The sequence below is a fragment of the Nitratireductor arenosus genome, from assembly GCF_009742725.1.
GTDB classification, from domain to species: domain Bacteria; phylum Pseudomonadota; class Alphaproteobacteria; order Rhizobiales; family Rhizobiaceae; genus Mangrovimarina; species Mangrovimarina arenosa.
In genome coordinates this window covers 580819-595492 of sequence record NZ_WPHG01000003.1, presented here as the reverse complement: position 1 = coordinate 595492, position 14674 = coordinate 580819, and the positions used below count along the sequence as shown (strand labels likewise).

Genomic DNA, 14674 nt, shown 5'->3' with positions numbered 1-14674 from the left:
CGTTGCGGATCACAGAAAGGTTGCGATCTCCTCGATCGGCTTTTTGTCCATGGCATGGGCGGGGATCGTCGCGTCGTCCTTCGGAAAGCCCACGACCATCAGGATATAGGGTTTGTCGTGCGGGTCGCGGCCGCACAATTCGTTGAGGAAACTCATCGGGTTGGGCGTATGGGTCAGTGTCGCCAGCCCGGCACGGTGCAGGGCCGCGATCAGAAACCCGGTCGCGATCGAGACCGATTCCGGCACATAATAGTTCTTGCGCCTGACGCCGTCGGCCGAGCGGCTACGCCGCTCGCCGAAAATGCAGATCAGCCACGGCGCCTCCTCCAGGAAGGGTTTTTCGGCATCCGTGCCAAGCGGAGCGAGGGCCGCCAGCCATTCCGCGCCGCCCCGGCCGGCGTAAAAGGCCTGCTCCTCGACTTCCGCGGCTTCGCGGATGCGCTTCTTGAGCGCGGGATCGCCGATCACGGCGAAATGCCAGGGCTGGTGGTTGGCGCCGTTGGGCGCGGTACCGGCGGCGCGGATGCAGGTTTCGATGATGTCGCGTGGTACGGGGCGCGGGGAGAAATCGCGCACGGTGTGGCGGGTGCGGATCTCGTCATAAAAGGCCTTGGCGCGGGCGCGCATCTCCTCGACGGCCAACTCGCGATAGTCCGGCAAGGGGACGGGCTGATATTCCCTGGTCTGGGTTTTTTCCACGATCCACTCCACCTTGCGATAATTGTCTGACGATATTGTCAGACAATTATCGCGGCGTCAAGCCAGATCATCCCGGGCGTATCAGGGCGCGAAATGATCATCGTCCAGCGATTGGATCAGCCGGCGTGCGGTCTCGACATGGGCAAGCATCGCCGCTTGCGCGCCGGCCGCGTCACCGGCCAGAACCGCATCGGCAATGCGGACATGTTCGCGGTTGGTCCGGAAGACGGCGCTTCGGTCGACCATCACCCTGAACTGCAGCCAGTAGATCGAGTTCGACAGCCTTGCGAGCGTGTCGCCGAGCAGGTCGTTGCCGGCGGTTTCGGTGAAAAGCGCGTGAAACCGCGCATTGAGGTCGGAAAAACCGTTCATGTCGTTGGCCTCGGCGGCCGCGTCCATGTCGCGGCGCAAGGCTGCAAGCCGCGCCGGCGCTGCGCTGAGAGCCGGCGTTGCCAAGCGCACGGCCAGCGCCTCGAGCGCGCCGCGCACCGCGAACAGGTTGTCGACCTCGCCACGGGTCAGCCGGCGAACGGTGACGCCGCGATGCGGGGCAAGCGCAAGCAGCCCGTCCGCGGTCAGCCGGCTGAAGGCCTCGCGCACGGAGGAACGCGATACGCCGAGACGGGCGGAAAACTCAGCTTCGGTCAGCCGCTGACCGGGCGCGAGCTGGCCGGCGCGGACAGCCGCAGTGACGTGGGCGGCGATTTGCTCGACCGTGGAAGAGGCGTTGATGGTCATGCGCGTTAGGTTTCCGAAACAGGGTCAGGAAGCGGCGATGTGGCGCCCGGCCGCGCGGCCGGAAAAGATGCAGCCGCCGAGAAAAGTGCCTTCGAGCGCGTTGTAGCCGTGATATCCGCCGCCGCCGAAACCGGCGACCTCGCCGGCCGCGTACAGGCCTGGAACCGGGTTGCCGGCACTGTCGAGCACGCGGCTTTCGAGATCGGTATGCAGCCCGCCGAGCGATTTGCGGGTCAGCACGTGCAGGCGCACGGCGATCAGCGGGCCGTTCTTCGGATCGAGCATCTTGTGCGGCGCGGCGGTGCGGATCAGCTTGTCGCCGAGATAGGCGCGGGCGCCACGGATGGCGGTGATTTGGGCATCCTTGGAGAACGGGTTGTCGATCTGGCAGTCGCGGGCCTCGATCTGGGCCTTGATGCGGTCATGATCGAGCAGTTTTTCATCGGTGAGCGCATTCATCGCCTCGACCAGCTCGGCGAGCGTGTCGCGCACGATGAAATCCTCGCCCTTTTCCTTGAAGGCCTCGACAGGCGGCGGCGCCCCGGCCCCGCGCCGGCTTTTCAGCACCGCGCGCCAGCTCTTGGCGGTGAAGTCGGGATTCTGTTCGGAGCCGGAGAGCGCGAATTCCTTCTTGATGATCTTCTGGGTCAGGATGAACCAGGAATAGTCGTGCCCGGTCGAAAGGATGTGCCTCAGGGTCGCGAGCGTGTCGAAGCCCGGCAGGCAGGGCGCGGGCAGGCGGTTACCGGTGGCGTCGAGCCACAACGAGGACGGGCCGGGCAGGATGCGGATGCCATGGTTCGGCCAGATCGGCGACCAGTTCTTCACCCCCTCCGTATAGTGCCACATCCGGTCGGCATTGATAACGGCGCCACCGGCATCCCTGGTGATCGCGATCATGCGGCCATCGACATGATGCGGCACGCCTGCGACCATGGTGACCGGTGGCAGTCCAAGCCGCTCCACCGGCCAGTTCTTGCGCACCAGGTCGAAATCGCCGCCGATGCCGCCGCTCGCCACCACGACGGCGCCTGCGGCGAGCTCGAACTCGCCGACGGCGGCCCGGCCCGACCGCTCGCCGCGTTCGACGCTTGAGGGTTCGAGGATTTCGCCGGCCGCACCGGTGACCCTGCCATCGGTTCTGACCAGGCGGCTGACCCGGTGGCGGAATTTCAGTACGATCCGGCCTTCGGCGGCATGTGCACGCACGCGGCGCACGAACGGTTCGAGCACGCCGGGCCCGGTTCCCCAGGTGATGTGGAAACGTGGCACGGAATTGCCGTGGCCGTCGGCAAAGCCGCCGCCACGCTCGGCCCAGCCGACGACGGGAAACCAGCGCATGCCCATGGCGTGCAGCCACGACCGCATTTCGCCGGCGGCGAAATCAACATAGGCCTGCGCCCACCGTCGCGGCCAGTGATCGTGCGGCCGGTCGAACTGCGCCGAGCCGAGCCAATCGTGCATGGCAAGGTCGCGGCTGTCTTTGATGCGCAGCCGGCGTTGTTCGGGACTGTCGACGAAAAACAGGCCGCCGAGCGACCAGAAGGCCTGACCGCCGAGCGAGGTCTCGCCCTCTTGGTCGAGGACGATGACGCGCTTGCCGGCATCGGCGATCTCCGCCGCGGCCACCAGCCCGGCCAATCCGCCGCCGACGATAATCGCATCCGCATCCGTCGCCATATCGCTGCCTTCCCTTCCCGCCGCGCCGTTCCTTGACATCATCGTAGGCGATTTGCGCCGCCTTACAATCATGCCGCTGCCGCCCTTGCTGTAGCGCTTCCATTCGCAGCCAATCGGCCTAGGCTTGGTGCGGACCTTTCGCCAACAACGGACCGCCGACGATGATTGCAACCGCGCTGACCGGCCTTGTGGCCTTGCTTCACCTCTATTTCCTCTATCTCGAGATGGTCGTGTGGGACACGCCCGCCGGCCGCAAGGTATTCGGCACGACGGCCGAATTTTCCGCCCAGTCCAAGGCGCTGGCAATGAACCAGGGCCTCTACAACGGCTTTTTGGCCGCCGGCCTCGCCTGGGGACTGTGGCTGGGAGGCGACGGGTTCGCCATCAAGGCGTTTTTTCTTGGCTGCGTGGTGATCGCGGGCCTGGCCGGCGCGGCGACCGTGTCGCGCAAGATCCTGTTCGTGCAGGCGATCCCGGGCGCATTGGCGCTGTTGGCGCTTGTCGCCGGCTGGTAGGGCACTAACGCTCGGTCAGTTTGAGTTCGATACGCCGGTTGCGGGCACGCACGTCCGGCGTGTCGCCTTCCTCGAGCGGCTGGAATTCGCCGAAGCCGGCGGCGACCAGACGGTTGGCCGGGACACCGTTTTCGATCAGGAACTTCACCACCGAGGTCGCGCGCGCCGAGGAAAGTTCCCAATTGTCGCGATACCGCCCGGTGCCCGACAGCGGCACATTGTCGGTATGGCCGTCGACGCGCAGCACCCAGTTGATCTCCGGCGGGATTTCCCGTTGCAGATCGAGGATGGCGTCGGCGAGTTTTTTCATCTCCACGCGCCCGGCCTCGTTGATCACCTCTGCCCCCGACGGAAACAGAACCTCCGACTGGAACACGAAACGATCGCCGACGATGCGGATATTTTCGCGGTCGGACAGGATCTCGCGCAGCCGGCCGAAGAAATCGGAGCGGTAGCGGTTGAGTTCCTGCACGCGTTGCGCCAGCGCGACGTTAAGGCGCCGCCCCAGATCGGCGATCTTGACGTTGGATTCGCGGTCGCGCTTCTCGGAAACCTCGAGCGCGTCCTCGAGCGCGGCGATCTGCTTGCGCAGAGCCGATATCTGCTGGTTGAGCAACTCGACCTGCGACAACGCGCGCTGCGAGATGCGGCGTTCCTGGTCGAGCGCGCCAGACAGCGCGCCGATGCGTTCCCCGGCGGCCTGATCGGCGCCGGCGCCGGCGGACAACAGCTCCTCCAGCCGCGAGCGTTCGGCCTGGGTGGCCTCGAGCGAGGCACGCAAATTGGCGAGTTGGTCTTCCGAATCCTGATTGTTGGAGCGTTCCAGGGCGAGAAGCTGGGTCAGTTCGTTGATCTGCGAATTGAGGCGGTTCAAGACCGCGTCCTTGCCGGTGATTTCGCGGCTGAGCAGGAATTGCGCCAGCACGAAGACCGACAGCAGGAACATGATGGCGAGCAGCAGCGTCGACAGGGCGTCGACGAAGCCCGGCCAGTAGTCGACGCCGCGATTGCGCTGCCGGCCGCGCGCCAGCGCCATCTCAATCGGCTCCCTGTTTGTCAGGGTCGAGCGCCGCGGCGATCTTCTCGAGCGCGGCGCGTGTCGCCTTTTGCTCCTCCGACTGCGCCTCGACCCAGTCGCGCATCAATTGCTGCTCGTTGCGCATATTCTTGACCAGGCCGGATATGCCCTCGGCCAGGTTCGCCATCGAGGTCGCGACGCGCTGGCTCGACCCGCCCGCCTCCTGAAGCGACCGCAGGCGCTCGGCGACCATGCGGATTTCCTCGGCCGAACCGGTATTGGCGGTCTCGGCGACAACCGGCGTGTCGGAATCGAGATCGGTGACCGAGGACAGCCAGTTTTCGAGTTCGGTATAGAACCGGTTTTGGGCGCGACCGGCCTGCAGATCGAGAAAGCCGAGCACCAGCGAGCCGGCCAGGCCGAACAGCGAGGAGGAAAACGCCGTGCCCATGCCGGCCAGCGGCGCGGCCAGGCCCGATTTCAGCGCGTCGAGCACGTCGTTGGTATCGCCCGAGGCGGGGTCGAGCGACTGGATGGTGTTGCCGATGGCGCCGATCGTCTGCAACAGGCCCCAAAATGTGCCGAGTAGCCCGAGGAAGACCAGCAGGCCGATCAGATAGCGGGAAATGTCGCGACTCTCGTCGAGCCGGGTGGCGATCGAATCGAGGATCGAGCGCATCGACAAGGTGGTCAGCGCCGTCGCCGAGGAACGGCTCAGCATTACCTTCATCGGCGCGAGCAGGACCGGATTGCCGGTCTCCGTGCCAAGCCGGAACGAGTTCACCCAGCGTATCTCGCGAAAAAGCCGCACGACATGGCTGAACACGAGCAGGATTCCGACGACGAGAACGCCCAGGATCAGGCCGTTCAGGCCCGGATTGGTCGCGAAAGCCGAGGATATCTGACGATAGAGGATCGCGGCGACGAAGCCGGCAATCGCCAGGAAAATGAGCATGGAGAGCAGAAAAATCTGCGGACTCGACAATTTGTGCGGATCATAGTCGGCCTGCCCCGCCAACCCGTCTTCCGCAAGATTTCGTAACCATGCCATTGCCAAGCCTCGAATCCGATCCCGCCCAAACCGTGTGCGCGATCCTAAGCGGAATTGTGACGAAATTGAAAGTTGCCACGCCGCGCGACGCGAAGGGTCAGGAGCGGCTGATCACCATCAGGTCCAGCATGGCAGCGAGGTGGAGTCCCGCACCCGAGACCACGAAACCGTGCCAGACCGCGGACTGGAAACGCAGTTTGTGCCACGCGAAAAACAGGACACCGGACGAATAGGCCATGCCGCCGGCGACGATCAGCCAAAGAGTGGAATGCGGCAGCACATCGACGATCTCGCCGACCACGACGATGCCGCTCCAGCCGATCGCCAGGTAAAAGGCGACCGCGACGCGGTCGTAGCGACCGGGCAGAAAAAGCTTCACCGAAATCCCCAGTGCGGCCGCCGTCCATACCACGACAAGCATCGTCGTCGCCGTGCCGGTCGCAAGCTGTGCCAGAAAGGGCGTGTATGTGCCGGCGATCAAAAGGAAGATGGCGGCGTGGTCGAAGCGGCGCAGAATCCATTTCGCCGGCGATACCGGCCATAAATTATAGGCGCACGAGATCGAAAACACCGTCAGCAGCGAGGCCACGTAGAAGATCACCGCGACATATTCGGCCGGAGCGGTATTGAATGCCGACAGGGCGAGCAGGGTCGAGCCCGCCGCGATCGCCAACACGATGCCGACAGCGTGCACGATGCCGTCGGCCCAGCGTTCGGCCGGGGTGTGATGAAATCGTCCGCGAAAGGGGAGTTCGTTCTCGTCGCTGATCCGCATATCGTCCATACCGTTACACTACCGGGCGGATGTGACGAAACTGTAGAGCAGTCGCCCCGGACAGGGAAATATTTCCTGGCCCGCCGGCGGGTCTGGACCGGGCCGGCCGCTCAGCGGGCGGGCAGCGTTTTCTTAAGCTGCTTGGACAGGATGCGGTGGATCGTCTCGTTGCCGGCCACGATCGAGCCGGTATCGAGGAAATCCGCGCCGCCGTCGAAATCGGTGACGAAACCGCCGGCCTCGCGGATCATGAGCGCGCCGGCCGCCATGTCCCACGGCGACAGGCCGTGTTCCCAAAAACCGTCAAGCCGCCCGGCCGCCACATAGGCAAGGTCAAGCGCGGCCGCGCCCATGCGCCGGATGCCGGAGCTTTCACCCATGACATTGCGCAGCTCGATCAGCGCGTTGCCGTGATGACCCCGGCCGAGATGCGGGATGCCGGTGCCGATCACGCAATCTGTGAGTTTCGAACGGCCGGCAACGCGCAGCCGGCGGTCGTTCATGAAGGCGCCGCCGCCGCGTTCGGCCGTGTAGAGCTCGTCCATGGCCGGGTTGTAGACCAGGCCGGCGACGAGCTGGCCCTGGCGTTCGAGCGCGATCGAGACCGCGAACAAAGGGATACCGTGCAGGAAATTAGTGGTGCCGTCGAGCGGATCGACGATCCAGCGATGCTGATTGTCGTCGCCGTCGAGCGCGCCGCTCTCCTCCATCAGGAAGGCATAGCCGGGCCGGGCGCGCGCGAGTTCGGTATGGACGATCTCCTCGGCGCGGCGGTCGGCCTGACTGACATAGTCGCCGGGTCCCTTCAGCGAGACCTGCAGGTTCTGCACCTCGCCGAAATCGCGCGCGAGTGAGCGGCCGGCCTTGACGGCGGCCTGCACCATGACATTGATGATCGCGGAACGCGCCATTGGACCGGACTTTCTTCGCGGACGCCGTCAGTCGGCGCGGCGGATATAGGTGATCTCGTTGGTGTCGACCACGATGCGCTCGCCCGACGCGATGAAGGGCGGGACCATGACGCGGACGCCGTTTTCGAGCACGGCGGGCTTGTAGGAGGACGCCGCGGTCTGGCCCTTGACCACCGGGTCAGCCTCCGCGATCGTCAGCGTCACCTGATCGGGAAGCGACACCCCGATCGGCTTTTCCTGGTAAAGCTCGACCGTCACGGTCATGCCGTCCTGCAGGAACGACGAGCGGTCGCCGACGAAATCCTTCTGCAATTCGAGCTGCTCATAGGTTTCTGCGTCCATGAACACCAGCGATTCGTCCTGCTCGTAGAGATAGGTGAAATCCTTCTGCTCGAGCCGGACCCGTTCGACCGTCTCGGCCGAGCGAAAACGTTCGTTGAGTTTGGTGCCGTCGATCAGGTTCTTCAGCTCGACCTGATTGTAGGCGCCGCCCTTGCCGGGCTTGACCGCGTTGGTCTTCACCGCCACCCACAGCCCGCCATTGTGTTCGATCACGTTGCCGGGACGGATTTCGTTGCCGTTGATCTTCATGCGTTCAAATCCAGAAAATACCTTGCGGCGCGCCAGGCACCTTTTCGCGGCTTCCAAGAACACAATTCCGCCGGGGAGGCAAGACGAGAGCGGTACGGGAACCGGCTCAGCGCAGGCGGTTGGCCCGCACGATCGCCTTTTTCTGTTCCTCGGCGGTGAGGCCCTGGAGAAAATCGTCCATATCGCGGTCGCGCAGTCCGGCGCGGCGCGCGGTGATGTACCAGGCGGCGGCCTCGATCGCGTCCGGATCGGTGCCCAGACCGTGGACATAAAGCTTGGCCAGCCGGTTGCGGGCCGCGACATTGCCGCTTTCGGCCGCGCGCTTCATCCAGCCGAAGCCGGCCTCGTAATCGCGCTTGCCGCCGCGGCCCTCTACGAGCCAGGTAGCGAGGTCGAGTTGCGCGGTGTCATAATTCTGGCGTGCGGCGAGGACCAGGTATTCGCGGGCCCGCGCCTCGTCGCGCGGACGTCCGCCGACGCCGTTGGCGTAGAGCTGGGCCATGGCGTATTGGGCATCGGGAAGACCGGCCTCCGCGGCCTTTTCGTAATAGGAGACCGCTTTTGCGAGGCCCGCCTCGCCGCCTTCGCGGTTGATCAGCATCTGGGCGAAGTTGAACATCGCGAGCCGATTGCCGGCGTCGGCCGCGGCCTTCATCAGCTCGAAGGCGCGGTCGGGGTCGGGCCCGGCATATTTGCCGTCGGACAGCACGAGCGCGTATTGGAACTGCGCCTCGGCAATGCCGGCCTTGGCTGCCTCGCCGTACCATCGGGCCGCCGCGGCCGGGTCGCGCGGCAGGCCGAGCCCACGCGCCAGGATTTCCGCGACCAGCGCCTGGGCGGCGGGATCGCCGTCCTCGGCACGCGGCAGGGCGAGGTTGTAGGCGGTGATGTAAAGGCCGCGCTGGTAGGCGCCGAAAGCGGGATCGGACTGTTTGTCACCGAAGCGCTGTAGGTCCACGGGTGCTTTTTCGGCACCACCCGCGCGGTCGCCATCGGCGCCGGCTGCCGGAAATCCGGCGAGCGTCAGCGTGGCGAAAAGCAACGTGGCGAGCGGATGCCTGCGTGTCATCGGGTCGTCCCGTGGCCGGAAGCGGTGTCATCGAGCAGGCGGTTGATTTCGGCAACGGCCGCCGCCGGATCGGCGTCTTCGGCAAATACCGCCGTGCTCGCCGCGACGAATTCCGCGCCTGTGCGCGCCACCTCGACGACCGAGCCGATGCGGCTGCCGGCGAGCACGAGGCACGGGATCTCGATCATCTCCGACCACCAGCGGCCGAGCGCCAGGTTGCGCGGATGCGGATCGGGTTTGGAATCGTAGCCGAAGCGGCCGAAAAACAGGTAATCCGGCCGCAATTCGCCGAGTTCCAGCGCGCGGTCGCGATCGCGCCCGCCGCCGGCCCCGACCATCATCGCCGGCTGATAGCGGCTGACAGCGTCGGCGAGATCGGCATGGCCGGTGTCGACATGAATGCCGTCGGCCTTGGCGCGCGCGGCTATGCGCGGCGCGCCGGCGATCACCACCGCGACGCCGCGCGCCTGAGCGGTCGGCACGATCCGCTCGGCCAGATCCTGGAATTCGGCCTCCAGCATGTCGAACTGAGGCAGGATGAGGGAGGCCACATCACCGCCCGCACAGGCACGTTCGAGCTGCGCAGCCAGCGTGTCGAGATCGCGCGATTGCGGCGCGATCAGCACAAGGCGGCAACGGTTGGGCGGCTTTTCGGTCATATCCATGCTCTCCGGCCCGCTCATGGCGTGCGATCTTGGTGGGAATGGGGCATAGCCGAGCGCGCGTTGAATGACCAGCACCCGCCGCATGGCCCGAGCATGCCGGATACCCGATTGCCGCTCGCCATCGCGACCCGTAGCGGTTATTGCTGCGCCTGCAATCGCCGCGGGTTTTGATGCTCTCCCTGATCACCGATCCGTCCTTCTATCTCGTCGCGATCCCCGCGGTCCTTCTCGTCGGCCTGGCCAAGGGCGGGCTCGGGGGCGCCATGGGCTTCCTCGGCGTGCCGCTGATGGCGCTGGTGATTTCGCCGGTGCAGGCGGCGGCGATCCTGCTGCCGATCCTGGTGCTGATGGACATGGTCTCGCTATGGTCATGGCGTGGATATTACGACCGGCCTACGCTGGCCATCGTGTTGCCGGGCGCGCTTTTCGGTATCGGCATTGGCTGGCTGACGGCAACGCTGGTGACCGGCGACATGGTCAGGCTGGTGTTGGGTGTGGTCACCCTGCTGTTCGTCGCGCGCTGGCTCTATTCAACGGTGGCCGGATCGGGCCAGGCGAGCACGCACAACGTGCCCGTCGGCATGTTTTGGGGCACGGTGAGCGGCTTCACCAGCTTCGTCGCCCATGCCGGCGGTCCACCCTACCAGGTCTATACGCTGCCGCTGCGCTTCGACCCGAAGCTTTATACCGGAACCAGCGTCATCTATTTCTCGGTCGTCAACGCGGTCAAGCTCATCCCCTATTTCGCGCTCGGGCAGTTCGACGCCGTCAATCTCGGCACGTCGCTGGCTCTGCTGCCGTTCGCGCCTCTGGCGACGCTGGCCGGCGCCTATGTCGTGAAGCGCATGCGCGCGGAAATCTTCTATCCGCTCGCCTACGCGACCGTTTTCGTGGTCGCGCTGAAGCTTTTGTGGGACGGGGTGTCGGCGCTAACCGGCTGACCCGCGCCAGTCACTCCGGCCGCAGCCTCGCCTCACCTGTTTGGCAGACCATATGCGTGGATGGCGTCGAAATGCGGCGGGGCCTTGATGCCGTCAATCAAAGCCTTCAGCACTCCCGGCCAGGGCGGATTTTTCGCGTCGGCTGTGTCGAAGCCCTTGCCCGACATGAATATCGCACCGCGGACTTCTCCTTGCCGGAGCAAAAAGTCCATTCCATCAAACTGCTTCCATTTCGAGATGAACGGCTCTAGACGGGAAGCCTCGAACGGAAGAAAGACATGTCAGACACAGCCGCGACCGCGATCGATCTTGCCCCCGAAATCCTCGCGGTAGCTGAAAAAAGCAAAGCCTGGCCCTTCGAGGAAGCCCGCAAAGTCATCGCGCGCTACGAAAAAACCGGTTTTCCCGACACGGTGCTGTTTGAGACCGGCTACGGCCCTTCCGGCCTGCCGCATATCGGCACGTTCGGCGAGGTCGCGCGCACGACCATGGTGCGCCATGCCTTCCGCGTCCTGACCGAGGGCAAGGTGAAGACCAGATTGCTGTGCTTTTCCGACGACATGGACGGCATGCGCAAAATCCCCGACAACGTGCCCGACCCCAAGGCGCTCGAACCGCATCTGCACAAGCCGCTAACCGTGGTGCCCAACCCGTTCGGCGGCGACCATCAGAGCTTCGGCCATCACAACAACGCCATGCTGCGCCGGTTCCTCGACACGTTCGGCTTCGACTACGATTTCGCCAGCGCGACCGACTATTACAAATCCGGCCGCTTCGACGCGGTGCTGCAGCGCGTGGCCGAACGCTACCAGGCGATCATGGACATCATGCTGCCGACTTTGGGCGAGGAGCGCCGCGCCACCTATTCGCCCTTCCTGCCGATTTCGCGCAAGACCGGTCGCGTGCTCTACGTACCGATGAAAGCCGTCGACGCGGCGGCCGGCACGGTCACCTATCTCGACGAGGACGGCGAGGAGGTGACGCACGGCGTCACCGGCGGCCAGGTCAAGTTGCAGTGGAAGCCGGATTTCGGCGCGCGCTGGGCCGCGCTCGGCGTCGATTTCGAGATGTTCGGCAAGGACCACGGCCCCAATATGCCGGTCTATGACCGCATCTGTTCAGCACTCGACGGGCGACCGCCCGAGCATTTCGTCTACGAACTGTTCCTCGACGAGAACGGCGAGAAGATCTCCAAGTCGAAAGGCAACGGCCTGACCATCGACGAATGGCTGACCTACGCGCCGACGGAGAGCCTGGCACTCTACATGTTCCAGAAGCCGAGGACGGCCAAGCGACTTTATTTCGACGTCATTCCGCGCGCCGTTGACGAATATTACCAGTTCCTGTCGGCCTATCCGCGCCAGGACTGGGCGGCGCGGCTGTCGAACCCGGTCTGGCATATTCATAGCGGCGCGCCGCCGGCGATCGACCTGCCGGTGCCGTTCGCCATGCTGCTCAACCTGGTCAGCGCCTCCAACGCGCACGACAAGGCCGTGCTGTGGGGCTACATCTCCCGCTACGCGCCCGGCGTGACACCCGACACCCATCCCGAACTCGACCGGCTGGTCGGCTACGCGATCCGCTATTTCGACGATTTCGTGAAACCGGCGAAAAAGTTCCGCGCGCCGGACGCGGTCGAGCGCGCGGCGCTGGCCGGCATGGCCGACAAGCTCGCCACGCTGCCGCCGGACGCCGACAGCGCAACGATCCAGAACGCGCTGTTGGACGTGGCGCGCGGCATCGAGCGCTACCAGGACCACGCCAAGAAAAGCCCGAGCGGCGGGCCCGGCGTATCGGGTGCGTTCTTCCAGATGATCTACCAGGTGCTGATCGGCCAGGAGCGCGGTCCGCGCTTCGGCTCGTTCGTGGCGCTTTACGGCATCGAGGAAACCCGCGCGATGATCGCGCGCACCCTGGCCTCAGCCGCCGAGGCCTGAGGCGGCTTCGTCCGCCGGCAGGATCGAGACCGGCGGCGCGTCCGCGGACGGCGCCGGGTCGACGCCTTCATCGGCGAAGATGCCGCGCTTGTTGTCGATCGCCCGGCGTTGCGCGTCGGCGTAGGGGCCGTTTCCGGCCGCCATCGCCCAGCCGTTTTCGACCAGCCATGCGCCGAGATCGCGTGCGCCGAGCCGGCAAGAGGCCCGGCGCACGGCGCCGCCCCCGTCGCCGGCCGGATCGCAGGCGACCGTGCGGCCGCGCAGGAAACCGCGCAACGCGGTGCGGGCGCGCATGCCGCAGGGCCATCGGCCGCCGTCCCGGCCCCGACAGCGACGCTCGGGCTCGATGATGTCGATGCCGGCGAGCACCACCGTCACGCCCCCAACCTCAAGCCGGCCGGCAGCCGTGACCAGCGGGCGTACCAGCGTCCAGTCGGTCTCCCCGGCCAGCGGGCCCGGCGGGCGGGCCGGACCGATCTCGCTCAGCGGCGCGCGCGGCGCGACGCGCTCGATCTCTTCGGGATCGATCGCCGGCGGCGCGACGATGTCGGGCGCGATCGTGCGCGCGGCACCCATGGGGGATGTGTCCGACTGGGCGAAGGCGGCCGGCGTGGGCCCCAGCAGCAGGCCCAGCAGGGACGCGAGATAGAGGATCCGCATCGGCCAGCTACTGGCTCGCCCACACGATCCGGGCGATCCATTCGATCTCGCCCACCGCCAGCGTGCGGTCTTCATGGTCCGGGTTGAGGGAGCGCAGTTCGATCAGCCGCGTCGTCTGGCGGGCCAGCACCTTGGCCATCACCTCGCCGGCAACGGTCTTGACCACGACGCGGTCGCCGCGCCTGACGCTCGCTCCCGGCTCGACGATCAGCACGTCGCCGTCACGATAAAGCGGCAGCATGGAATCGCCCTGGACGCCGAGCGCATAGGCGCCTTCGCGCGCGCCGGCCGGGATATCGACCAGTTCCCAACCCTGTCCGGCCGGGAAACCGGCATCGTCGAAGAACCCGCCGGCGCCGGCCTGGGCGAAACCGAGCAGCGGCACGGTCGAGCGCTGCACCGGCAGCGCGTCGCGCGCGTCGACCATTCCACGGCCGACCAGAGCCACGAATTCGTCCAGCGTTGCGCCGGTCGCCTGCATGATCTTGGCGAGCGATTCGGTCGACGGCCAGCGCGGACGGCCATCGGCGGAACTGCGCTTGGACTTGTTGAAGGCGGTCGAATCCAGCCCGGCCCGCTTGGCCAGGCCGGAGACCGACAGCGAATGGCGCTCGGCCAGCGCGTCGATCGCAGCCCACACGCGTTCATGCGAGAGCATGATGCACTCCTCGCGGAAACACAGGAAAAAATACCTTTTGTCGGGTTTTAATGGCCTGCGCCGCCCGTGTCCAGTGCCAATGCCGCGCCGGCTACCCGGCCGAGAACGGCGCCCGCCCCGTCTCCAGCGCCAGCGCCATGTCCTCGATCCGGTCCTGGCCCCAGAACACCTCGCCGTTAAGTACATAGGCGGGCACGCCGATCGCGTCGGCGGCGACGGCATCGGCCGTATTTTGCGCGCGCTCGGCCGCAACCGTCTCGCCCTGGGCGGCGTGCAGCACATCGGCGACGTCATGGCCTTCGGCCTCCAGATAGCGCGCGAGCGTGTCGGCGTCGGCGACGTTTTCATCGTTCGCCCAGACACCGGCAAAGACGCGCCCCATGAAGCCGGTCGGGTCGGCCTGACGCTGAAGCAGCGCGATCACCACATGGTCGGCGAGTGCCGGATCGGCTGGAAAGAATTTCGGCTTCAGATTGATCGGCAGGTCGCGCCGGAATGCCGCGCGCTGCAGTTCGAGCAGGCGGTAGCGCTGGCGGGTGGGCGAGCGCTGGCCCAGCGGGACCGAGCCCGAGACCTCCCACAGGCCGGGAAGCAGAACCGGCTTGTAGTGGATGGAGGCGCCATGTTTCTTGACCAGGTCGACCATGGCCTGGTGGCCGAGATAGACATAGGGCGACACGGCGGTGAAATAATAGTCGATGACGGCGGACATGGGTGGCGGCTCTCCGGGCTGTTGCCTGACCCGGCACAGTAGTGGTCGCGCGCG

Annotated in this window: 17 protein-coding genes; 3 read left to right on the top strand and 14 right to left on the bottom strand. The window is 65.9% G+C overall.

The genetic code is table 11. The annotated features are described in order from the left end of the window. Positions 1–9 precede the first annotated feature (9 nt). The 3 genes from GN330_RS14825 to GN330_RS14815 all read right to left on the bottom strand — a co-directional run bounded on the left by GN330_RS14825 (position 10) and on the right by GN330_RS14815 (position 3117). Positions 10–627, bottom strand: a complete 618-nt coding sequence (locus GN330_RS14825; protein ID WP_156713779.1) for a nitroreductase family protein — start codon at positions 625–627, stop codon at positions 10–12. Positions 628–780: 153 nt separating this feature from the next. Continuing rightward, a complete protein-coding gene (locus GN330_RS14820; protein ID WP_156713446.1) occupies positions 781–1437 on the bottom strand; it encodes a GntR family transcriptional regulator in 657 nt (218 codons plus the stop codon). Between the two features lie 24 nt (positions 1438–1461). Then, positions 1462–3117, bottom strand: coding sequence for an FAD-binding dehydrogenase (locus GN330_RS14815; RefSeq protein WP_156713445.1), 1656 nt, complete (start codon positions 3115–3117; stop codon positions 1462–1464). A 161-nt stretch (positions 3118–3278) separates the two neighbouring features. Here GN330_RS14815 and GN330_RS14810 point away from each other — a divergent pair, with 161 nt between their 5' ends. Next, positions 3279–3632, top strand: coding sequence for a DUF1304 domain-containing protein (locus GN330_RS14810; protein ID WP_156713444.1), 354 nt, complete (start codon positions 3279–3281; stop codon positions 3630–3632). Positions 3633–3636: 4 nt separating this feature from the next. Here GN330_RS14810 and GN330_RS14805 read toward each other — a convergent pair whose 3' ends face one another. From GN330_RS14805 to GN330_RS14775, 7 genes are all read right to left on the bottom strand, one after another. Then, on the bottom strand, positions 3637–4668 hold the full coding sequence (locus tag GN330_RS14805) for a peptidoglycan -binding protein (RefSeq protein ID WP_156713443.1): 1032 nt from the start codon (positions 4666–4668) through the stop codon (positions 3637–3639). A 1-nt stretch (position 4669) separates the two neighbouring features. Further along, positions 4670–5701 carry a MotA/TolQ/ExbB proton channel family protein gene (locus GN330_RS14800; RefSeq protein WP_156713442.1) on the bottom strand — a complete coding sequence of 344 codons (1032 nt, stop codon included), beginning with the start codon at positions 5699–5701 and terminating at the stop codon, positions 4670–4672. Between the two features lie 97 nt (positions 5702–5798). Beyond that, positions 5799–6485 carry a PAQR family membrane homeostasis protein TrhA gene (trhA, locus tag GN330_RS14795; protein ID WP_156713441.1) on the bottom strand — a complete coding sequence of 229 codons (687 nt, stop codon included), beginning with the start codon at positions 6483–6485 and terminating at the stop codon, positions 5799–5801. Between the two features lie 101 nt (positions 6486–6586). Then, positions 6587–7387: an inositol monophosphatase family protein gene (locus tag GN330_RS14790; protein WP_156713440.1), complete on the bottom strand. Its 801-nt coding sequence runs from the start codon at positions 7385–7387 to the stop codon at positions 6587–6589. A 27-nt stretch (positions 7388–7414) separates the two neighbouring features. Beyond that, on the bottom strand, positions 7415–7978 hold the full coding sequence (efp, locus tag GN330_RS14785; RefSeq protein WP_156713439.1) for an elongation factor P: 564 nt from the start codon (positions 7976–7978) through the stop codon (positions 7415–7417). Positions 7979–8084: 106 nt separating this feature from the next. Next, entirely contained in the window at positions 8085–9047 is a 963-nt protein-coding gene (locus tag GN330_RS14780; protein WP_156713438.1) for a tetratricopeptide repeat protein, read from the bottom strand. Further along, on the bottom strand, positions 9044–9706 hold the full coding sequence (locus GN330_RS14775; RefSeq protein ID WP_156713437.1) for a thiamine phosphate synthase: 663 nt from the start codon (positions 9704–9706) through the stop codon (positions 9044–9046). Before GN330_RS14775 ends, GN330_RS14780 begins: the two co-directional genes overlap by 4 nt. A gap of 176 nt (positions 9707–9882) precedes the next feature. Here GN330_RS14775 and GN330_RS14770 point away from each other — a divergent pair, with 176 nt between their 5' ends. Further along, a complete protein-coding gene (locus GN330_RS14770; RefSeq protein ID WP_156713436.1) occupies positions 9883–10653 on the top strand; it encodes a sulfite exporter TauE/SafE family protein in 771 nt (256 codons plus the stop codon). 32 nt (positions 10654–10685) lie between these two features. Here GN330_RS14770 and GN330_RS23995 read toward each other — a convergent pair whose 3' ends face one another. Continuing rightward, positions 10686–10820, bottom strand: coding sequence for a hypothetical protein (locus tag GN330_RS23995; protein ID WP_281349417.1), 135 nt, complete (start codon positions 10818–10820; stop codon positions 10686–10688). A gap of 111 nt (positions 10821–10931) precedes the next feature. On the opposite strand from GN330_RS23995, the gene GN330_RS14765 reads away from it, so the two are divergent. Beyond that, positions 10932–12590: a lysine--tRNA ligase gene (locus GN330_RS14765; protein WP_156713435.1), complete on the top strand. Its 1659-nt coding sequence runs from the start codon at positions 10932–10934 to the stop codon at positions 12588–12590. On the opposite strand, the gene GN330_RS14760 is transcribed toward GN330_RS14765, so the two are convergent. The 3 genes from GN330_RS14760 to GN330_RS14750 all read right to left on the bottom strand — a co-directional run bounded on the left by GN330_RS14760 (position 12573) and on the right by GN330_RS14750 (position 14620). Continuing rightward, the gene (locus GN330_RS14760; RefSeq protein ID WP_156713434.1) at positions 12573–13250 is read right to left on the bottom strand and encodes a thermonuclease family protein; all 678 of its coding nucleotides are present in this window, start codon (positions 13248–13250) and stop codon (positions 12573–12575) included. The two genes, GN330_RS14765 and GN330_RS14760, sit on opposite strands and share 18 nt — an antisense overlap. A gap of 7 nt (positions 13251–13257) precedes the next feature. Further along, positions 13258–13908 (bottom strand): S24 family peptidase, encoded by a 651-nt coding sequence (locus GN330_RS14755; protein ID WP_156713433.1) that lies wholly within the window; start codon positions 13906–13908, stop codon positions 13258–13260. A 91-nt stretch (positions 13909–13999) separates the two neighbouring features. Next, a complete protein-coding gene (locus GN330_RS14750) occupies positions 14000–14620 on the bottom strand; it encodes a 2-hydroxychromene-2-carboxylate isomerase (protein ID WP_156713432.1) in 621 nt (206 codons plus the stop codon). Positions 14621–14674 lie beyond the last annotated feature (54 nt).